22 protein-coding genes are annotated in these 21410 nt (G+C 38.2%); 11 read left to right on the plus strand and 11 right to left on the minus strand.

Going from position 1 to position 21410, the window contains the following annotated elements; all coding sequences use genetic code 11:
• Positions 1-17: 17 nt before the first annotated feature.
• From AXA65_RS11275 to AXA65_RS11285, 3 genes are all read left to right on the plus strand, one after another.
• Positions 18-449, plus strand: a complete 432-nt coding sequence (locus tag AXA65_RS11275; protein ID WP_063970205.1) for a PaaI family thioesterase — start codon at positions 18-20, stop codon at positions 447-449.
• Positions 450-464: 15 nt separating this feature from the next.
• Entirely contained in the window at positions 465-1442 is a 978-nt protein-coding gene (locus tag AXA65_RS11280; protein WP_063970206.1) for a chorismate-binding protein, read from the plus strand.
• Between the two features lie 121 nt (positions 1443-1563).
• Positions 1564-1887: a DUF6804 family protein gene (locus AXA65_RS11285; RefSeq protein ID WP_063970207.1), complete on the plus strand. Its 324-nt coding sequence runs from the start codon at positions 1564-1566 to the stop codon at positions 1885-1887.
• 31 nt (positions 1888-1918) lie between these two features.
• On the opposite strand, the gene AXA65_RS11290 is transcribed toward AXA65_RS11285, so the two are convergent.
• From AXA65_RS11290 to dnaG, 11 genes are all read right to left on the minus strand, one after another.
• Entirely contained in the window at positions 1919-2485 is a 567-nt protein-coding gene (locus AXA65_RS11290; RefSeq protein ID WP_063970208.1) for a hypothetical protein, read from the minus strand.
• Between the two features lie 55 nt (positions 2486-2540).
• Positions 2541-3821 (minus strand): MFS transporter, encoded by a 1281-nt coding sequence (locus tag AXA65_RS11295; RefSeq protein ID WP_063970209.1) that lies wholly within the window; start codon positions 3819-3821, stop codon positions 2541-2543.
• A 25-nt stretch (positions 3822-3846) separates the two neighbouring features.
• Positions 3847-4452, minus strand: coding sequence for a bifunctional nuclease family protein (locus tag AXA65_RS11300; RefSeq protein ID WP_063970210.1), 606 nt, complete (start codon positions 4450-4452; stop codon positions 3847-3849).
• A 380-nt stretch (positions 4453-4832) separates the two neighbouring features.
• The gene (locus AXA65_RS11305) at positions 4833-5783 is read right to left on the minus strand and encodes an electron transfer flavoprotein subunit alpha/FixB family protein (protein WP_063970211.1); all 951 of its coding nucleotides are present in this window, start codon (positions 5781-5783) and stop codon (positions 4833-4835) included.
• Positions 5784-5825: 42 nt separating this feature from the next.
• Positions 5826-6572: an electron transfer flavoprotein subunit beta/FixA family protein gene (locus tag AXA65_RS11310; RefSeq protein ID WP_063970212.1), complete on the minus strand. Its 747-nt coding sequence runs from the start codon at positions 6570-6572 to the stop codon at positions 5826-5828.
• A gap of 502 nt (positions 6573-7074) precedes the next feature.
• Positions 7075-7776, minus strand: coding sequence for an SDR family oxidoreductase (locus AXA65_RS11315; protein ID WP_063970213.1), 702 nt, complete (start codon positions 7774-7776; stop codon positions 7075-7077).
• Between the two features lie 77 nt (positions 7777-7853).
• The gene (locus AXA65_RS11320) at positions 7854-8498 is read right to left on the minus strand and encodes a T9SS type A sorting domain-containing protein (RefSeq protein ID WP_063970214.1); all 645 of its coding nucleotides are present in this window, start codon (positions 8496-8498) and stop codon (positions 7854-7856) included.
• Between the two features lie 292 nt (positions 8499-8790).
• Entirely contained in the window at positions 8791-10170 is a 1380-nt protein-coding gene (locus AXA65_RS11325; RefSeq protein WP_185114324.1) for a dipeptidase, read from the minus strand.
• Between the two features lie 134 nt (positions 10171-10304).
• A complete protein-coding gene (locus AXA65_RS11330) occupies positions 10305-10565 on the minus strand; it encodes a hypothetical protein (RefSeq protein WP_063970216.1) in 261 nt (86 codons plus the stop codon).
• A gap of 338 nt (positions 10566-10903) precedes the next feature.
• The gene (clpP, locus tag AXA65_RS11335; RefSeq protein ID WP_034964710.1) at positions 10904-11581 is read right to left on the minus strand and encodes an ATP-dependent Clp endopeptidase proteolytic subunit ClpP; all 678 of its coding nucleotides are present in this window, start codon (positions 11579-11581) and stop codon (positions 10904-10906) included.
• 75 nt (positions 11582-11656) lie between these two features.
• Positions 11657-13582 (minus strand): DNA primase, encoded by a 1926-nt coding sequence (gene dnaG / locus AXA65_RS11340; protein ID WP_063970233.1) that lies wholly within the window; start codon positions 13580-13582, stop codon positions 11657-11659.
• A 444-nt stretch (positions 13583-14026) separates the two neighbouring features.
• On the opposite strand from dnaG, the gene AXA65_RS11345 reads away from it, so the two are divergent.
• The 8 genes from AXA65_RS11345 to AXA65_RS11380 all read left to right on the plus strand — a co-directional run bounded on the left by AXA65_RS11345 (position 14027) and on the right by AXA65_RS11380 (position 21325).
• On the plus strand, positions 14027-14590 hold the full coding sequence (locus tag AXA65_RS11345) for a hypothetical protein (RefSeq protein WP_063970217.1): 564 nt from the start codon (positions 14027-14029) through the stop codon (positions 14588-14590).
• 75 nt (positions 14591-14665) lie between these two features.
• Positions 14666-17077, plus strand: a complete 2412-nt coding sequence (locus tag AXA65_RS11350) for a hypothetical protein (RefSeq protein ID WP_063970218.1) — start codon at positions 14666-14668, stop codon at positions 17075-17077.
• A gap of 13 nt (positions 17078-17090) precedes the next feature.
• A complete protein-coding gene (locus AXA65_RS11355) occupies positions 17091-17624 on the plus strand; it encodes a hypothetical protein (RefSeq protein ID WP_063970234.1) in 534 nt (177 codons plus the stop codon).
• A gap of 133 nt (positions 17625-17757) precedes the next feature.
• Positions 17758-18165, plus strand: a complete 408-nt coding sequence (gene tsaE / locus AXA65_RS11360) for a tRNA (adenosine(37)-N6)-threonylcarbamoyltransferase complex ATPase subunit type 1 TsaE (RefSeq protein WP_063970219.1) — start codon at positions 17758-17760, stop codon at positions 18163-18165.
• A gap of 57 nt (positions 18166-18222) precedes the next feature.
• Positions 18223-19422, plus strand: coding sequence for an alanine dehydrogenase (locus AXA65_RS11365; protein ID WP_063970220.1), 1200 nt, complete (start codon positions 18223-18225; stop codon positions 19420-19422).
• A gap of 9 nt (positions 19423-19431) precedes the next feature.
• On the plus strand, positions 19432-19803 hold the full coding sequence (locus AXA65_RS11370) for a hypothetical protein (protein WP_063970221.1): 372 nt from the start codon (positions 19432-19434) through the stop codon (positions 19801-19803).
• Positions 19804-19866: 63 nt separating this feature from the next.
• Entirely contained in the window at positions 19867-20640 is a 774-nt protein-coding gene (locus tag AXA65_RS11375; protein ID WP_063970222.1) for a histidine kinase, read from the plus strand.
• Positions 20615-21325 carry a LytR/AlgR family response regulator transcription factor gene (locus AXA65_RS11380; protein WP_063970223.1) on the plus strand — a complete coding sequence of 237 codons (711 nt, stop codon included), beginning with the start codon at positions 20615-20617 and terminating at the stop codon, positions 21323-21325. Before AXA65_RS11375 ends, AXA65_RS11380 begins: the two co-directional genes overlap by 26 nt.
• Positions 21326-21410 lie beyond the last annotated feature (85 nt).

The following is a 21410-nucleotide window of genomic DNA, read 5'->3' on the forward strand; positions in this document are numbered from 1 at the left end:
TCTTTTAATTTTACTCGATGGACGAAGCAAAAAAAATAGAAACACTTGAACGCCTAAACAAAGCCAGCAAGAATACTTTGGGAGAAACGCTTGACATTGTTTACACCGATGTGTCCGATAATCATCTCACTGCGACAATGCCAGTAACGCCAAAAGTTCATCAGCCTTACGGGATCATGCATGGTGGCGCAAGTTGTGTTTTGGCAGAGACTTTGGGTTCTTGTCTTTCATTAATTAATCTTGATCTTTCCAAATCTGTTCCTGTTGGTACGAACATCAACAGCAATCATTTGCGTGCGATACGAGAAGGAATTGTGACCGGAACAGCCACTTTTATCCGAAAAGGAAACACCATGCACGTTTCCCAAATTGAGATCCGAGACGAAAAAGGAAATCTAATCAACCATACGACCATGACGAACAACATCGTCCCAGTCGGAAAAGTCTAATTATTTCTAATCAATATGCTCGTTTTCAGATTGCCAGACTCAGAGGTTTTTCACACGTTGGAAAACTCTTCAGAAAAACAGGTTTCGTTCGTCAGTTTTGATTCTAAGACCATTTTGGACTTTAAAGGTTCCATTACAGAAATATCAAAAGAGAAAATTGAGAATCAAACCATTTCTCCTAAAAACAAAAGCTCATTAATAGAAATAGGGAAAGAAACTCAGGATTCCTATGCTATTAAAATTAATCAAGCCAAAGACTTCATCGAGAAAAACGAGCTTAAGAAACTGGTCCTTTCCCGAAGGAAACTTTTGATGTATCTTGATATAGATTCGGAGAAAAAATTATCATTGACAAAAAGCTTCCTGAAATTTTGTGACAGCTACCCTTCCGCATTCTGTTATCTTTTTGAAAAAAACAATGAGATCTGGATGGGCGGATTCTCTGAGGTTCTGGGAAAATTTGACAAGAAGACCAACTCATTTGAAACGATGAGCCTCGCCGGAACTCTTCCACTCGACGAAAGTTGGACAGACAAAGAGATCGAAGAGCAAAAAGCGGTGACAGATTACATCCAATCAATTCTTAGAAAGTTTTCATCCAATCTAAAAGTATCAACTACAAAAGATCTGATCTCTGGAAACATCAAACATCTTAAAACTGATTTTTCGGCAGAGATAAGTCCTGAAAGCCTGGATAAGATCATTTCAGAATTGCATCCAACGCCTGCGGTTTGTGGTTTTCCGAAAGAGCTTTGTGCGCAGGGAATCAAAAGCATTGAACATTTTAATAGAGAATTTTACGCAGGTTACATTAAAGTTGAGACCATAGATTTCATTTATTATTTCGTCAATCTAAGATGTGCCAGTTTCTTTAAAAATTACGCATTCCTCTTTGTTGGTGGTGGAATAACGATGAAAAGTGACGCACAAAAAGAATGGGAAGAAACAGAACTGAAATCTTTGGCGATTCAAAACAATTTGGTATTTGAATAAGAAATCTTCAAAGTTCGAAAATAATTTTTATAATCAAAAGAAATTATCAAATCTATAATTATATAAATAAAATCACAGATTATAAATATTTATTTATTAATTTTACTTCAAACTGATGAATATGAATCAGCTCGTAAAATTGATTTTGACCGGAATCTTGATCCTGTCCTTCTTTAAGATGCCTTCTTTATTTTACAGATTCTCGAGTTATCTTTTATTTTCAGGCTTTGGCTGGTTGGCTTACGATGCTTTTCACAGGAGAGATCATACCGATGTCAAAATTTTTGTGGCTCTCACCATTCTCTATAATCCATTTTTCATTATTCCTTTTCCTCATTTCTTGTGGATCATAATTAACACAGTAGTGATCATAGGCATGATCCTCAATATACTCTTTGCAGAAGACAATCCTTACGAGGACAGCATAAAAAAAGATGACCACTGAGTCATCTTTTTAATTGTAATTTTTCTTCTTTTTATAATCCTACTTCTATTTTGAAGCCGGTATTAACTGTAATTTTCATCTGTCCAGCGGTAATTTTTGAACCTTTGATCCTTAAAATGAAAGAATTTTGTTTTGATTTCAGATGGTTAATTAGATCTGCACTGGTTGGAGTAAAAGTAACGACCGTAGCATTGGTATTACCTGTAACTGTCGCAACCAAAGCATTGTCTAAGTTTGGCGCCTTAAAGTAAATTTCGGCATCTTTGATCGCATCAAGCGGAATTGCATTTCCATCTCTAGCTACAATAGTAAATTTCTCCAATCTTGCTGCTTTCAAATTATTTATAGACAAAGATGAATATTGCTCTTTGATCTTTGCATCTGCATCTATATTAACAGGAACTTCCGGATAAGTCACAAATTCCGTTGTGTTAACTGTTGCAAAAGGAAATTCTGTATCAAAATCTAGTGGAATCGTAAATGGAACAGGCACAGAAATATCGTCAATAATATCTTCTACTTTGCTACAGCTCGTTGTAATGTTTCCTATCATTAGAAAAGAAGAAACCAAAACGACACTTGTTATTATTTTTTTCATAAAACTTTATTTTCCTGTATGTGTATATAAAAAGATGCCAAAAGCATTTATATTTTTAATGAGTGACTTTTTCTACGTCCGCGATAGAATGTTTATACTTAAAAATAATCGCAAATAATACCGTGACTACTAAAGCATAACCTGCAAAAATATACCAAGACGTTCTCCATCCTTCTAACTGTGCTATAGGATCAGTTTGAGAATAAACAAAGTGATTTACAACTTCGCCAGCAGCTAACATTCCTATAGTTGCCCCAAATCCATTGGTCATCATCATAAAAACACCTTGAGCACTGGATCTAATGTTTTTATCAGTTTCTTTATCAACGAACAAAGATCCCGAAACATTGAAGAAATCAAACGCAATTCCATAAACAATCATCGACAGGACAAACATCCAAACGCCTGAACCAGGATTTCCTAACCCAAATAATCCAAATCTAAGTACCCAAGCGAACATGGCCATCAGCATTACCTTCTTGATTCCAAATCTTTTTAGAAAAAAAGGAATCAATAATATACATAAGGTTTCGGATACCTGAGATAGAGATATCAGAGCATTGGCATGATTAGAACCCCAAGTATTTTCAAAACCCGGTACGTCTTTGAATCCCGTTATAAATGGATTTGCGTAACCATTTGTAATCTGTAACGAGACACCTAATAACATTGAGAATATAAAAAACACTGCCATTCTTCTATCCTTGAACAGACTAAAAGCTTTTAATCCTAAGGCGTCAGAAATATTTTTCTTGTCTTCACCTTTATTAACAGGACAATTTGGAAGTGTAAAGGAATATATAAATAAAAGTATTCCCAATACACCAGAAACAAAGAACTGGGAATAATTTTGCTGGTATCCAGAGAAATCAACAAATAACATCGCACAAATAAAACCTACGGTTCCAAATGTACGAATAGGTGGAAATGCCTTAATTGTATCAAAATTGTTATTGACCAAAACTGTATATGCAACAGAATTTGAAAGTGCTATTGTCGGCATATAAAAAGTAACACTGATAGAATAGAGTAAAAATATAACTGGAAACTCAACAGCACTTCCAGCCGTCATTCCGTAATATCCAGCTGCAATAATAAAAATTGCAGAGATAGCATGGCTCATTCCCAAAAGTTTTTGCGCAGGAATCCATCGATCTGCAACGACGCCCAAAATTGCAGGCATAAAAATAGAAACAATCCCTTGCATGGCGTAGAACAATCCAATTTTGGAACCCATTCCAACATCTCCTAGGTAGTTTCCCATAGATGTTAAATAAGCTCCCCATATTGCAAATTGCAGAAAGCTAAGTATAGTCAATCGTAATTTTAGACTCATTATCGTAAAATGATATTAGTATTGATTAGTCAATTTTTTTATTTCTTCTTTTGATCTCCTCCTGTAATCGAAGCGCGGTGTCAAAATCTTCTTCTTTGACAGCATCTGCTAACAATTGATTCAGTTCTTCTGCGGAGATCCCAGACAGATCATTGAAATCTGAGACGTCATCGGAGTCGGTGTCCTCGTCTCCCACTTTTGGCGTTTCATCAAGTTCTAACAAAATTCCTGCTTCATTCAGGACGTCGGAAGTGGTGAAGATCGGTGCATCGAAACGGACAGCCATTGCTACAGCGTCGGAAGTTCTGGCGTCCAAGATCAGTTCTTCGTCGGACAATGGATTTTTGAAATTGATATTTGAGAAGAAAACACCATCTTTTATTTGGTAGATGATGACAGATTCTATCTTGAAGTTTGTATTTTTTACAAACTGAGTGAACAGGTCGTGCGTCAAAGGACGAGGTGGATTGATGTCTTTTTCTAATCCCAAAGAAATGGATTGCGCTTCAAAATTCCCTATAACAACAGGCAGTTTGACCGATGTTTCTTCATGTTCCAACAACAGCGCGTACGCTCCCGACTGGGTTTGGCTGTAGGATATTCCCCGTATGATTAATTTTTTATAATCCATTTAGCAAATATAAAATTTTTTAGGAATTTTCTTTTAGAAATTGTTGATTTTTACGTGGTTTGCATCCTATTTATACAGAAAGCAAGGTGTAAAAAGTATTTATTTCAAAATGCTAAACAATAATGAAATGTAATACATTGATTTTGAACACCAATCTCCGCAGCCCGGCCTGAGTGGAAATCCTTTTTTGCGAGGACTTCGATTCTATTGATCTGGAAATTGCCTGCAAAAAAGATTGACTTCGTCGAACCACTTCGTTAGGTTTGGGAACGGAGGACGGATAAGCTGCCCAAATAATTGTAAAATGTATTTTGTAAAAAGTAAAATGTATAAAAAAACCTGAGCCGATGACCCAGGTTTTGATTTTATTTTGAGGCATTTTATGCGCCTTTTAGTGCTTTGATCTTCTCTGTCAAGGCAGGAATGATCTGGAAAGCGTCGCCCACCACACCATAATCTGCAGATTTGAAGAATGGTGCTTCCGCATCATTGTTGATCACCACAATCGTTTTCGAACTGTTGACACCCGCCAAATGTTGAATCGCGCCGGAAATACCTACTGCAATATAAAGATTTGGAGAAATGGCTTTCCCAGTTTGTCCAACGTGCTCTGTGTGAGGTCTCCATCCGATATCGGAAACTGGTTTGGAACAAGCTGTTGCTGCACCAAGAACGTTTGCTAGATCTTCGATCATTCCCCAGTTTTCTGGACCTTTCATCCCTCTACCAGCGGAAACTACAACTTCTGCTTCTTTAAGGTCAAGCTTTCCTGAAGACTGCTCGTGGTTGATCACTTTTGTATCTTCGTTGGCGATGCTCAGTTCCTTCACTTCTTCTGAACCAGACGCTGCATTTTCTTTAACACCATAAGCATTTTGAGAAACCGTTACGATCACACCTGCCGCATCAGCTTTTGCGTGCATAAAACCTTTGCCTGAGAATGCTCTTCTTTTCACTTGGAAAGGCGAAGTGCTTTCAGGAACGTCGATTGCATTGGTGATTAGAGAATAGTTTTTCTGAATTGCCAACATCGGCGCTACTGAAGACGCATCTGTCGTGTGAGGAAAAACGATCACGTTTCCGTCGAAAACCTCATTCACTGCTTGTGCATAAGCTTTTGAACTGAAGTTTTTAAGACCCGCATCTTTTACATTGATGACCTTGTCCGCGCCATATTTGTAAAGAAGGTCTGAAGAATCTGTAGGATTGATGGAAATCGCAGTTACTGGATCTCCAGTTTTTGCTGCGATAGCTTTTGCATAAGAAACAGCTTCAAATGCTGCTTTTTTATAAATTCCGTTTATATTTTCTGCGTATACGAATACTGCCATGATTTTTAAATTAAAGGATTAAAAAATTAAATGATTAAAAGATTAGATCACTTTGGCTTCTTCGTGAAGTAATCGTACCAATTCGTCCAAGTTATCTGCAGAAACCAATTTCACCGCTGCTCTTGGCGCAACGCTGTCAAAAGAGACGGCTTCCACTTTCACTTCTGTATTTGAAGGTTCTACGACCTGAAGCGCTTTTGTTCTTGCAGACATAATGCCTCTCATGTTTGGGATGATCAGATCTTTCTCGTCTACCAAACCTTTTTGTCCTGCTACAACAGCCGGCAATTTCACAGAGATCGTTTCTTTTCCACCTTCAATTTCTCTTACTGCAGTTGCTTCTGAACCGTTGATATCAAGTCCAACTGCGGCATTTACAAATGGGAAGTTAAGCAGTTGCGCTACCATTCCGGGAACTGCACCGCCATTATAATCGATGGATTCTTTTCCCATCAATACCAATTCGTAACCACCGTCCTGAGCCACTTTTGCGATTTCTTTCGCGACAGAGAAACTGTCTTTCGCTTCAGTATTCACTCTGATGGCGTCATTTGCTCCGATTGCCAAAGCTTTTCTGATCACCGCCTCAGTTCCTGCGTCACCCACGTTCACAACGGTTACGGTTGCGCCTGGGGACTCTTGTAATTTTATAGCTTTTGTCAAAGCAAATTCGTCCAAAGGATTGATCACCCATTGGATTCCGTTTTTGTCGAATGCAGACTTGTCTGCTGTAAAGTTAATTTTACTTGTCGTGTCTGGTACACTACTGATACAAACTAATATTTTCATTTTATTGTGATATATTTTGTTATATGAACTTCGCTAATTTATATAAAAAATGCTATGCATGCATAATTTATTGTTATTTATTAAATAGGATTCTCCAAGCCTTTATTAATCGGGTATTTAGAATACTTACAGATAAGAAAGTCGATAAACACAAGTAATCTTATGAAAATTGACTTACTATTTATTAACTCTATTGAGGAAAATTTAAAAATGGATTTTGAAAAATAAAAGATTCCAGCTGCTGATTAAGATTCTTTTTTCCATTATTTTGATTTGAATTAATGCGCATCTTCCTTATCATTTAAGGCAAAAAATCACCCTTCAGCAAGTCTTATGAACAGGACGTTTGCAAAGACCATTAAAAAGGTCTTGACCTTTTCATTAAAACAACTTGACCTTTTCACGAAAACAACTTGACCTTTTTATGTAAACAACTTGACCTTTTATTTCTACCACCTCAATGATCGGTGACATTTATATTTGTGTTAAATTTCAATCTTAACTATTTTTTGACCTGACTTGCCCTGAATTCTATTTTACTTGGTAAAACCCTTGGATTCATATTCAACATATCGAGGATGAGATTTCCCATATCTTCTGGCTGGATCTTCCATTCGTCTTTTTCGGAAGGCACATTTCCGTTGAAATAAGTAGCAACAGAGCCCGGCATGATCGTAGAAACCTTGATGTTGTATTTTCTAAGGTCGATCATGGCAGCTTGTGTGAAACCTACCACGCCAAACTTCGAAGCGTTGTAGCCAGCGCCGTTTTCGAAGAAGTTGGTGCCGGCAAGACTGGCGATCGTGATGTAATACCCTTCCGATTTTTTCAATTCTTCTACGGAAGCTTTCAACGAATAAAAACAGCCTGTCAAATTCGTCTCCTGCATGGCGTTCCAGTCTTCGATGCTTAACTCATCAACCGGTTTGAAGACACCCAAACCAGCATTGGCAACCACCACATCCAGTTTTCCAAATCTTTCCTTGATCTCGGAAACCGCATTTTCTTCATCGGCAAAATTTCTTACATCCGAACTTACTCCGAAGATACTTTCCGAAATGACTTTAAGGTCAGAAACAGCTTTGTCCACATCTTCCTGTTTTCTTCCGCTGATGGCGACTTTGTGACCATTTTTCAATAAAACTTCTGCGATCCCGAAACCAATTCCTTTGGTTCCACCTGTGATGTATATTACTTTTGACATAATTTTTTATTTAGGTTACTAAAATAAAAAAAACGCTCCTTATGAGAGCGTTCTTTTATCATTTTAAGAAGATATTATTACTTCTTTATGAATTTTTTGGTTTCAGTTCCGTTGTCAGTTTCAACAGTAATGATATAAGTTCCTTTGGTAAGGTTTCTTACATCAATTTGGCTGTCGGCAGATTTTTTAGAAACTACAGATTTACCAGAAAGGTCAACGACGTTTACACTAATTACTCTTGAAGTAGATTTGACATTGATGTAATCTGCAGTTGGATTAGGATAGATGGAAACATTCGCAGTTTTCTCGATTTCATCAACAGTTACTACTCCTAGAGTTGCTGCATTTACAGCAGTCAATGAATAGTTATCTAATGCGCCAGTATTGACCATTGTATTTGCAGGTGTAGCAATAACTTGGTTGATAAGATTATGCTGACTTGGTACCAAATTTTTCGTAATAGTGTAATTATTAATACTTAAAGTACTTTTAACACCATCTATTGTGTAAGTAATCACTCCATTAACAGGATCATAGGTAAATTCTACTGAGATCCAAGTATTCGCAGGGTACGTATTTGGCGTAAGTCCTGAAATTGTGAAAAAGCCAGATGCTCCACCAGCAGAAGGTGTTAGATTAGCATTACCATTTAGCGTTTTCGTTGCAGAATTATAATGGATTCCCACAATTCCAGCGGTCGAACTTTGTACGAAACCTCCCACTCTAGTTGCACCAACGGCAGTACCAGTGTAAATCTCATATTTCCCTTGTAAAATATCATTTCCTGCAGTTCTAGCAGTCCACGCTGTTGCAAGACCTGGTTTAACAACTTGTCTATTAGAAGTTGCAACTGCAGTATTACCAGAAGAGATTTGAATAGATTTGCCGTGTGCCGGATCGATATCTACAATCTGATAATCGGAATTGGCACCGCCATTCGTATAAAGTCCATGATTAACCTAGTGTTAATCATTTTTTATTGTTATTCTTTTAATAAAACTAAAGATAATATAATTATCCTGCATAAAATTCAAAAAAATATGGGATACTTTCTATTCCTTTGTAGTAATTGTACAGTCCGTAATGTTCGTTTGGCGAATGGATTGCGTCTGAATCCAAACCGAATCCCATCAAGACAGATTTTGCACCCAATACTTTCTCAAACAAAGATGTGATTGGAATACTTCCGCCGCTTCTGTAAGGCAACACTTCTTTTCCGAATGCTTTTTCCATTGCTTTTTTTGCAGCCTGGAACTCTTTGGTATCACTTTCCAAAACGTAAGGCATTCCGCCGTGGTGCGGTGTCACTTTCACTTTGACACTTTTTGGAGCGATCTTTTCGAAATGTTTTGTGAATTTTTCCGTGATCTCTTCTGGTGTTTGATTTGGAACGAGTCTCATAGAGATCTTGGCAAAAGCTTTGGAAGCAATCACAGTTTTTGCACCTTCTCCTGTGTAACCGCCCCAAATCCCGTTCACATCCAATGTTGGTCTGATGGAAGCTCTTTCCAAAGTTGTGTAACCTTCTTCTCCCTGAATATCATTAAGACCAATGGATTTTTTGTAACCATCCTGATCGTCTTTCAATTTGTTCATTTCTGCTCTGTCCTCATCGGAAACGATCAAGACATTGTCATAAAAACCATCAATTGTGATATGTCCTTTGTCATCAATTAATTCGCCGATCATTTTTGACAAAACATTGATAGGATTCGGAACTGCGCCGCCATAAAGTCCGGAATGCAGGTCGCGATTTGGACCTTCTACCTCAACTTCCACATAACTCAAACCTCTTAAACCTGTCGTAACCGTCGGTTGATCATTAGAATAGATATGCGTGTCAGAAATCAAAATAACATCGCAGCTCAGTTTTTCTTTGTTATCTTCAAGGAAATCCCCCAAACTTGCGGAACCAACTTCTTCTTCTCCTTCTATCAAAAACTTGACATTGCAAGGCAGAGAATTTGTCTTCATCATCGCTTCAAAAGCCTTGACATGCATAAAGAATTGACCCTTGTCATCGGCAGAACCTCTTGCGAAGATGGCGCCTTCCGGATGAAGCTCTGTCTTTTTGACAACTGGCTCGAATGGATCACTTGTCCATAACTCCAATGGATCGGCTGGCTGAACATCGTAATGCCCGTAAACCAAAACGGTTGGTAAGTTAGTATCGATGATCTTCTCTCCGAAAATGATTGGATAACCTTTGGTTTCAAGAATCTCTACATTTTCTGCTCCAGCCACTTTCAGATGTCTCGCCACTTCATCGGCACATTTCAGAACTTCTGATTTGTAGGCTGGATCTGCGCTGATGGAAGCGATTCTAAGAATGTCGAAAAGTTCGTCGAGAAAACGTTGTTTGTTTTCGTTGATGTATGTTTGTGTATTCATTATAAATGATGATTGATAAATGATTGAATATAATACTATGTCAGGATTTGAAACTTTGACAAAGTAGGTTCGTAAAAATAAAAAATGTCCTGCAAAGGCAAGACATTTTTTATGATAATATTTTTATAAAATTCTGATCAGTGCTCCGCTTTTGGTGCTTCGGTGGTTGCTGGAGCAGTTGCTTTGGACTCCATTGAACCTGCTTTTGCCGTGTCAGCAATTTTGTGAACTGCTTTTGCAGTATCTGCAGCTGGCTTGTAAGTTCCGTGAGGTGCATTTGGGTCATCGTATCTTACGACCTCATCTGTTTTTACAATACGTCCTTTGTTACCTCCAGCAGGAAGATCACAAGAAACAACTAGAATAGCGGAAGCCAACAATATCACTGATTTTTTCATGTAATTAAATTTGATGGTTCAAAAGTAGTGAAATTGAGATTTTCTGCAAAATGTTTTTATTAATTATTAACGGTTAATTGTTAATTGTTAATTCGAAAGGCAAAATTTCAACTTTGCGAAGCGCAGCCCGGCTTGAGCGGAAATCCTTTTTTGTGGCTGGAAAAGCGACGACAAAAAGATTGACTTCGTCGAACCACTTCGTTAGGTTTGGGAGCGGAAGACGGAAATAGCTGCCCAAATTTTGGGTTGGAGAGTTTGAGAGTTGGAGGGTTTGAAAGTTTAAATAAAAAAAACCTGACTCAAATTGAATCAGGTTTTGTTGTTTTAATATTGATATATTAAGGTTTTCTTTCGAGAACTTCGTCTACCATTCCGTATTCTTTGGCTTCGGTGGAGGTCATCCAGTAGTCTCTGTCAGACGCTTTTTCTACCCATTCGTAAGTTTGTCCGGAGTGGTCGGAAATGATGTCATAAAGTTCTTTTTTCAACTTCAACATCTCTCTCAGGTTGATCTCCATATCGGAAGCTACACCTTGTGCGCCGCCGCTTGGCTGGTGGATCATCACTCTTGAATGTTTCAACGCAGAACGTTTTCCTTTTTCTCCCGCTACCAAAAGCACTGCGCCCATTGATGCCGCGATTCCTGTACAGATGGTTGCTACGTTTGGCTTGATGATCTGCATCGTGTCATAGATTCCCAATCCTGCGTAAACGCTTCCACCAGGGGAATTGATGTAGATCTGAATATCCTTCGCCGAGTCCGAACTTTCCAAGAAAAGTAGCTGAGCTGTCACGATATTCGCCACTTGGTCGTCGATGCCTGTTCCTAGAAAGATGATCCTGTCCATCATCAATCGCGAGAAAACGTCCATCTGTGCAACGTTCATTCTACGCTCTTCCATAATGTAAGGTGTCAGGTTGGTCGGGTTAAACATTCCCATATATTGATCGGTTACCAGACCGTTGTTTCCCAAATGTTTTACTGAGAAATCTCTGAATTCTTTTTTAATGTCCATATTATCTGTGGTTGTTTTTAATAATCTTTTATTGAGTTTGCAATTTCTATTCCTTTGCTAAAGTAGGACTTTCTGTCATAAAATACGTGATAATTCTTTGTCTAAATTGTTTTTTAATTGAGTCAGAAGGATAATCTGTTGGTAGATCGGTGTTCCATCTTCCTCTGTATTCAGCGAATGTTTGAGGTCATTGATAATCTTCACCACATATTCTCTTTTGTGTCTCAAAACGATGTCTGAAACCATTTTCGGGACGACTTCTTCCTCGGAACTGAAATAGATATTATATTGATTCCAATTGCTGGTCTGATAATTATCGATGAGCGCATTGGCCAGTTTGCTGGAAACTTCCTCGTCCATAAAATTGAAGAAAAATTTGCCGGAACGTAATTCCTTTTGCTCGATTCCTTCTTTGATCTCGGAAATTATTTTTTGATTGATGTTGAGTTGAATCTCACATTCATCTTCCTCGAGATGATTGAGGATCTCTTCGATGACCGTGATCTGATATTCGTTGCCTTCGTGGTCTTTTCTGTTGAGAATGAGGTCACCATATTTCAACATCAGATCCACCAACTTTTCCTCGAGCATCAAGAGTGGATTGACCGCATTTGAAACTTCCTGAACAACTTCTAATTTCTGAGGTGCCTGCTTTTCCTGAAGTGCTGAAGGTCTTCTCTCCTGCTCTGCTGAATTTTTATGGATTTGAAGTTCATTGAACAAACTTTGCTCGCTGAGACCAAATTTATTCGAAACTTCCTTCAAATAAACCTCACGCTTCAAATCATTTTTTACAAACGCAACAGACTTTACAATATCACGAATGGCTTCTGCTTTCTTGATAGGATCATCATTGGCTTCCTTGAGAAGAATTTCAGCCTTAAAATCGATGAAATCTTTCGCTTCTTTATCGATGAAATTCTCGACGTATTCCTGCGGATGTTTTCTTGCAAAAGAATCTGGGTCATCGCCGTCTGGGAAAAGCAAAACACGAATGTTCATCCCTTCAGACAGCAACATATCGATGCTTCGGAAACTGGCTTTGATTCCCGCATTGTCACCGTCGAAAAGGATTGTAACGTTTTCGGTGAGGCGTTTTATTAATTTAATCTGTTCCGTTGTCAAAGACGTTCCGGAACTTGCGACCACGTTTTCAATTCCCGATTGATGAAGGGAAACCACGTCCATATAACCTTCTACCAAAAGGCAGAGATTCTTTCTCGAAATGGCTTGTTTACCTTGATTTAAGCCATAAAGAACATTAGATTTATGATAAATTTCGGTTTCAGGAGAGTTAAGATACTTTGCCGTTTTGACATTATTCTTAAGGATCCTTGCGCCAAAACCCAAGACCCGACCAGAGAAACTATGGATTGGGAAAACCACTCTGTCTCGAAATCTGTCAATTCCGGAAGGTGTATTTTCGGGAAAAATAGAAAGCCCTGATTTCTCTAGAATTTCTTTGGAATAAGCCTTATCTAAAGCAAATTCTGTAAATGCATTTTTCTTTTCTGGAGAATAGCCTAGCTGGAATTTCTTGATGATATCGTCCCGAAGTTCTCTCTCTTTGAAATAAGAATAGGCGATCATTTGGCCTTCTTCAGATTCCCAAAGCTGATGTTGGAAAAATTCGTTGGCGATCTCGTGAATTTTGTATAGAATATCACGCTCGGTCTGCGCCTGTTTCTGTTCTTCGGAGTATTCTTTTACATCTTCCTGGATCTCGATCCCGTACTTTTTGGCTGCATGTCGAAGCGCTTCCGGATAGGTAAAATTCTCGATTTCCATCAAGAAAGAAATCGCGGTACCGCCTTTTCCTGTGGAGAAATCTTTCCAAATTTGCTTGCTTGGAGACACTACAAAACTTGGCGATTTTTCCTCGTGAAAAGGACTCAAACCTTTGAAGTTGGAGCCAGCTCTTTTCAGTTGCACGTATTCGCCGATGATCTCTTCAACCCGAATGGTGGAGAAGATCTGATCTATGGTTTCCTTTGTAATCACGATGTAAAAATAAGCATTCTTCCCAAAATCTTTCATAAAAAACAGATCAACGGCAGTCATCTGCTCCTATCAACCGTAATTATCAAGCTTATAAATTGAATCCTTTGTAAATAACATTAACACCTAGCCTATTATTAATTAATACTTGTACAACTATTTTCCAAAGGTGTTCTCGATATAAAAAAATCATTTGCCATTTCTGTAAATGACGTATAAAACTATTGTCTTAATAACATTTGGAAGTGGCTAATCGATGGATATTCACTGTTATAAAAATAAAATTTCAAAGCAAGTGTTAATTTTAAGAATTTTGTATTGATAAACAATTATTTATATTAGTTTTGCAAAATGGCAAAAAGCTTATTGTCTTAAAATTCGGAAATAAGAAATAACTCTGATTTATTATTTAAATTTAAGTTATTTTATGTTTTTCTTTTCTTCATATTGACACAACTGCTTTCTGCACAAGCGAGTACAGAAAAAGAAATACCATACAGCGACGTCACCATAAGTGTTGTAGGAAAGGGATTTATTTACTCCAATGACTACACATTCAATGAACAGGTCTTCAAAAACAAAAGTATTCTCACTCACACAAAGCTTACTAAAAAAGACAATCAGCGCACAATCAAAATCACTGCAAAAGAAACTAAAATATACAGTTTCAAAGCAAAAAGACACAAAAAAAAGAAATCCAGGAAAAGTAAACTTGCATCAAAAAATCGTTATGGTTGCAAATTAGATAATTCCAAAAAGAAACCATTATCTGAACACATTAACAATAAGGAAGATCAATTCTTTTTTGGTCACAGCTGTGGTAAAAACTACTTTGTTCCCACGGACAACAATTTGTCATTACCAAAATATTCGATTCCCGAATACTTTAAACTTGGGAGTGTTTGCCTTATATTTTTATACAACACGCATTATTTCTACAATAATAAAAAATCCAAATTACAGATCTATCCAGACAGTTTTTCTGTAAGACCTCCACCAGTTTTGGCTTAAAGCAAAATCAGTTCAGTATTCCTATTATGATACGGTCGTATCATCTTCAAAAAACATTTTTAACGGTAATTTTTTATGAAAAAATTCAACTTTTTTTATGTAGCATTATTGCTACTTATGGGTAGCGGATTGCTATTTTCCCAGGCAGCCGAAGACAGACTTTATTTGTCAACGGTAACGACAGGAAGGGTATATGACATCACCGCTTTATCTGCGACTCCAACTACAGCCATACCTTTGCCTACACCTATCGATATTCCTAATTCTAGTGTCACCCCTGCCAACATAAGCAATATGGCGGTCGGGTATGATGTTCCGGGAGGCAATTCTACGTCACTTGCTTTTATCAATTCTGCTACCGCTGCCAGTTCTGTACTTTACAAGAATGGTACAGCTATTACACCTGCAGCTACATTACCGGTCAATCCCATAGGCGGAATTGCGACCAATAACGTTCCAGGTCCTTACTTTGGTAATTTCTACGGTTTTCAACAGAATACAAAAACGCTTTATCCGATCTATCCGTCTGCATCTCCTATTCCAATTACAAGCTCAGATGCTGACTGGACCGCAGGTACCATTTTCGGAACAGATACATTCTTTGATTATCAGAATTTCATCTATACATTCATTAACAATGGTGCATCCAGATTTCTATTTAAAATATCCATTGCCACCGGAGTCGCTACAAAAGTGACCGAGATATCCGGAGCTGCAAACCAAACCAAACCAAACCAAACCAACCTACCTACAGCAGATGGAATACAAGATATGGCATATTTAAAGGGATCTGTTTATATTGCAAATACAGTAACTGGTCAAAATACGATTGTCGTAAGAAGAATCAATATAACGACCGGTGTATCAACGGTCGTAGCTACTTACACCGTTACTGCACTCGCAAATCTGGATCTGGCAACTGTACCTTATTATGTACCATTTACATTTAATTGTGCTGGTATTACACAGACTTCCAGCGTACCATTCGTGAAGGGTGTACCGAGTGACTCAGTTAAATTCCTGAATATTCCTATCAACAACATATATATGGCTGGTTCTTACACTATTAATATTACGGGCGCAGACTTTACCAGTTCTTCTACTGTTACTATTACAACAACCACGACCTCTATCCAAGTTCCTTTGAAATACACTGGAAATCCTTCGGGTGCTTCAGGAGTAAGGACGCTCACCGGAAGTTTAAAGGGAAGTTCAACCGCTTGTAACGTGAACGTATTGGTAGATGAAGATATGGATGGTGATACAATTGGCAACTCGCAGGATCAGGATTCTGACAATGATGGGATCTTGGATATTTTCGAATGTGCTAATACGGTTGTGAGTACAAACTTCAGCTCTACAGATGGCACAGTAACAACTTTCAATGCACCAGCCGCAGACTTAGGATTCATCTTCGACGTTTACACGCTTGACAATTCATTCAACTTAAATATCAATGGAGTCAATCTTTCAACTACTAAATTGGAGTTTCAACCAGATCAGACCGATAATGTAAGATTTCTGGACGGGTCAACCTATGGAGCTGGAGCCGTTCCCCAAATCTACAGTATGACCGGAACTGCTGCTGCACCTTTGATCAGAATCATCATTCACAAAAATGGCGCTGTGAATATGTATGGCAGCAAAACTGGTGGTGGCGCTTTGTTCCCGCTTCAGCTTTACAACGGAAATGCATTTAACAATATTCTTTGGAATCAGACAGGAACCAATTCTGTTGTACTAACGCAGCCAGTAGTTTCAACAACTTATATTACAGGAAGAGGACAGGGTTTCAAAAATGGATTCTGTGACCCGGATACAGACGGAATATCAAATCAATTTGACAGAGACAGTGACGGTGACGGCTGCCCAGACGCTATCGAAGGTACAGAAACAGTCAAATACGACCAAGTTCATGCCCTTACTCTTTTATCTACAGATCCAAACTACGCATACAGAGGCCAGATCAAGGTTTTGGCAAATGGCATAACCACCGGAACACCTACACAGGTTGTCAGCAAACTTGCAAATGCAAATGGTGTCCCAGAATTTGTAAATCTTATTACAGTAAATACGTCCGGTACTGCTGGTGTTGCAGATAATACTGATGGTACCGCGGATGTTGGGCAAGGAATCGGAAATTCTCAAAATGCTGCTGTAAACGATTGCATTTGCTACAAACCAACAAGAACAGACGGAACAATATTGAGCACCAATCACGGAATCACATCGTTGAACAGAGCTGGCGCAGATAACTCCAACTGGCCAATGGTCAGAAAAGGTGCTTGGACAGCCTTGGAATCAAAGACAAAAGGATTTGTACCAAACCGATTAACTAATGCTCAGATCGCAGCAATACCAGCAGCCTCACTGATAGAAGGAATGATGGTCTACAACACCACAGCAGATTGCCTGCAGATCAATACAACAGGAACAGCAACCGGTTGGAAATGCTACAATGTACAAACCTGTTCAGATGTTAATTAATAAATTAAAGAATATGAAAAATACTATAACAGCCTTTTTTCTTTTATTATCCCTATCTTTTCATTCACAGGTAGCTATTGGGAAGACCACTGTATCCAATACTGCGGTATCATTAGAATTTGGTAACGCTGACAGAGGAATGGTCTTACCATGGGTCACCAACACAACAGCTGTAACTGGCGTTGTGAACGGCACAATGGTCTATGACCTATCCGATAAAAAAGTGAAGGTAAAATATGCCGCAGCATGGAAAGATCTTTCCATCAACACAGCTGGAACAACAGTAGACCCCGTAACAACCGTAGATGGCGTGACCATTCAAAATGCTGGAACAGAAAACACCAGTTCCAAAGTTGCCATCGAAACTGTAACGGCGACACCCGGCATATTGGTACTAGAGGATACTAATAAAGCCATGGTCTTGCCCAAGGTAGCAAGCCCGCATATGAACATAAAAAATCCAGCACCAGGCATGATGGTTTATGATACCACAACAAAACTTCTGGTCGTTTTCAACGGGAATGTGTGGACTTTCTGGAGACCTTAAAAATAATATTACCAAAACACTATACAAAGGGAGAAAGAGCAATCATTCTCCCTTTGTTATTGGATAATCTGACAAACTCCAAATATATCTTCTAGATAATTAAAGTATTATTTTAATTTTGCAAAAAATAAAAATGAAATTCTTCATCAATACACTTTCCGAATGGAATGACGTTGTGAATCAAATCATTCCTGAGATCAAACATCCAATTCTATTATTGAAAGGAAATCTTGGCGCTGGAAAAACAACCTTCTCTCAATTTCTCCTCAAAGAATTGGGAAGCCAGGACGAGATATCTTCTCCAACCTACTCCATTGTCAACGAATATGATACGCCGAAAGGAAAAGTGTTTCATTTTGACCTCTACAGATTGAGATCTGTAGAAGAAGCGTACGATTTCGGAATCGAAGAATATCTGGACAATTGTTATCTCTCGATCATCGAATGGCCAGAGATCTATATGAATGAGCTGGAAGGTTACGATTTTCACGAAATGACCATTACGAATACAGAATCTGGACGCGAAATCGAATTTAATTAACCGTACCATAAAATTGTTTTATCTTTGTTCTTTATTTTTGATTAACGATTCATTTTCATGAGCAGTACATCTACTATATTCACGCCTTTTACCGAGGAAGATCTAATTCCTAAGGAGGAGAAACTTGAAGTTGTAAAAAAACAAGGCAAAACATTCAGCATCGGGATCCCAAAAGAGACCTGCCTGAACGAAAAAAGAACTTGCATCATCCCAGATGCTGTTCAGATCTTGGTAAATAACGGACACAAAGTCATCATAGAAGCTGGAACAGGATTAGGCTCGCACTATTCTGACCTACTCTATTCCGAAGCTGGTGCAGAGATCACAGATGATCCGAAAGTGGCTTTTGCTCAAGATCTTGTTTTAAAAATAAATCCACCAACCGAAGAGGAGATCGAATATCTGAGACCGATGACCTACCTCATTTCGGCTTTACAGATCAACCTAAGAGATAAAGATTATTTCTTAAAATTAGCTTGCAAAAAAGTCAATGCAATCGCTTTCGAATTCATTATGGACGAGTACAAGCAGTTGTCATTGGTAAGATTGATCGGCGAAATTGCGGGAAGTGTTTCTATTTTGTATGCGTCCGAACTTTTGGCAATGTCCAACGGATTGATGCTTGGCGGAATCACCGGCGTTCGTCCTACAGAAGTTGTCATTCTGGGTGCAGGAATCGTTGGCGAATTTGCTACGAAAGCGGCAATCGGACTTGGCGCAAGCGTCAAAGTTTTTGACAATTCCCTTTCGAAGCTTCGAAGACTTCACACTATGGTAGACAGTCGCGTTCCGACATCGATCATCGACCCTAAAGAATTGACCAAATCATTGAGAAGGGCCGACGTTGTCATCGGCGCTCTACCAAGACTCAACTTGCCACCGATCGTGACAGAAGATATGGTGATGAAAATGAAAAAAGGAAGTGTCATCATCGATATCACCATAGACAACGGAAAAGTGATTGAAACTTCTGAACTCACAACAACCGAAAATCCTTTCGTTGTAAAACATGGCGTGATACATTGCGGACTTCCGAATCTGACTTCGAAAATGCCGAGAACTACTACAAAAGCAGTCAGCAATTTCTTCTTAAGTTATCTTTTAGGTTACGACGAAGAAGGCGGTTTAGAAAACATGCTTATTCATAAAAGCGAGATCAAACAATCACTTTACATGTACAAAGGAAGACACACCAAACAACTGATCTGCAACAGATTTGACCTTCCTTATCACGATATTAATCTATTGATTTTCTAAGAATCGACCATGTTCAAAAAAATTAAATTCTACTCCATCGGTCTTATTCCCGGATTATTGATCGTCTTTTTTATCCTCAATCAAAAAGGTACGACTTGTTCTTATTTCCCAAATGATAGGGTGATCGCCGAAACATTGACCAAGGATTTCAAATATTCTCCAACCTTCAAAACTGAAATGGAATCGAATAAGATCTCTGAAAAATTCCTTAAAGACAGCATCATTGCAGCAGGAAAAATCGATTTTGAAAGAAGTAAAGCGCAAGCGAAACCTTGTCCGCAATACCTTCTACTCTATCCGAAAGACAATCCAAGATTCGAGGTCAACTATTCCAAATGTAAAGAGTCAGCCGAATTTACAGGATTGAAAAAAATAAAATAGATACATTGATTTAGTATTAATTTTAAATCTAATTTCTAAAACCAAAACTCTAAGCTCTTTCCTATGAATGGCAGAAATTTGTTACTTCCAGATTATTTTCTATTCGGAGGGATTTTCGCCATCTTTCTTCTGTTGGTTCTTTCGTTTTTTCTTTACGGAAAATACCGATCGGCCAAGACCAAGAACAAAATTCTGGAGGACAATTACAAAGTCATCGAAAGGAAATTGGACAACGTCAGACTAGATCACATAGAGACCAAACTGAATCCACATCTTTTCAAAAACATCCTGAATTCTGTTCAGTCGCACGCTTATCAGACTTACATTTCGTTGGATAAATTGGCGAACATTCTGGATTACATTCTCTACGAAAGCAGCAACAAATATGTCAGTGCAAAAGCTGAACTCGACTTTGCCATGAGTTTAATTGAAATTAACAAGATCAAGATCAATCCACTCTTCGATCTTCGGATCAAAACCAAAATCGATAAAGAAGACTCCATCTATTCCGAGAAAATATTTGCGCCACTGATCTCTGTCGACTTGATAGAAAATGCTTTCAAACACACGGATTTTCTAGCGCAGGATTCTTTCATTTCGATTAATATGAGTTTGGAAAACAAGAAATTTGAGATGAAAGTAAGCAACAAAATCTCCGAAAAAACGCCGATGCAAAAGGAAAACAGTGGTTTTGGAAGCGGCTCATTTGACCAAAGACTAAAGATGATCTACAAGAACCATTACAAATTGACCAAGAACATCAGCAACGAGATCTACACCGCTCATCTAATAATAAATCTGGGAGACTTCTATGATAAAATGCGTTATACTGGATGACGAATTGCTGGCAATTAGCTACTTGAAATTGCTTTGTGCTGAATTAAATGTAGAAGTGGTAAAAGCCTTCAATAATCCAAAAGTATTCCTTCAGGAAATCCACAATATCGATTGTGACCTTTGCATCCTAGACATCGAAATGCCTGGAATGAATGGGCTTCAAGTCGCTGAACTGATCAAAGGAAAACACATCATTTTCACGACCGCTTACAAAGAATACGCTGCGGAAGCTTTTGATCTGGATGTGGTAGATTACGTTCGGAAACCAATCAAAAAAGAACGTTTGCAACAAGCTTTTGAAAAGGCAGAGAAACTCATCATCGAAAAAGAAAAGAACAATTTCTTCGAATGGAATACCAATCTTGGTAAAACAGTGATCTTCACAAACGAAATTGTTTACATCAAAACTTCCGAAATAGATAGCCGAGACAAAGATATTTCTCTAAAAAACAGCTCCGAATTAATCCTTAAAAATCTAAGTTTCAAACATTTGTCAGAATTATTGCCTCAGAAATATTTTGTTCAGATCAACAAAAAAGAGATGGTGAATATCCATCACATCAAGGTTTTTTCTTCCTCAGAGATCATTCTGGACAGAACTGCCACCGACGGAAATCCCCTTAAATTAAATGTAAGCGATGTTTTCAAGGATCAAGTTTCTGAGAAACTGACAAGGAATTATTAAAAACCGATTTCAGTACATATTTTAGTCACTTTATTACATTTCTGACTGTAAGATTCATTTCGTGTTCATAAACTTTACATCTTTA

The organism is Chryseobacterium sp. FP211-J200, from assembly GCF_001643375.1.
GTDB lineage: Bacteria > Bacteroidota > Bacteroidia > Flavobacteriales > Weeksellaceae > Epilithonimonas > Epilithonimonas ginsengisoli.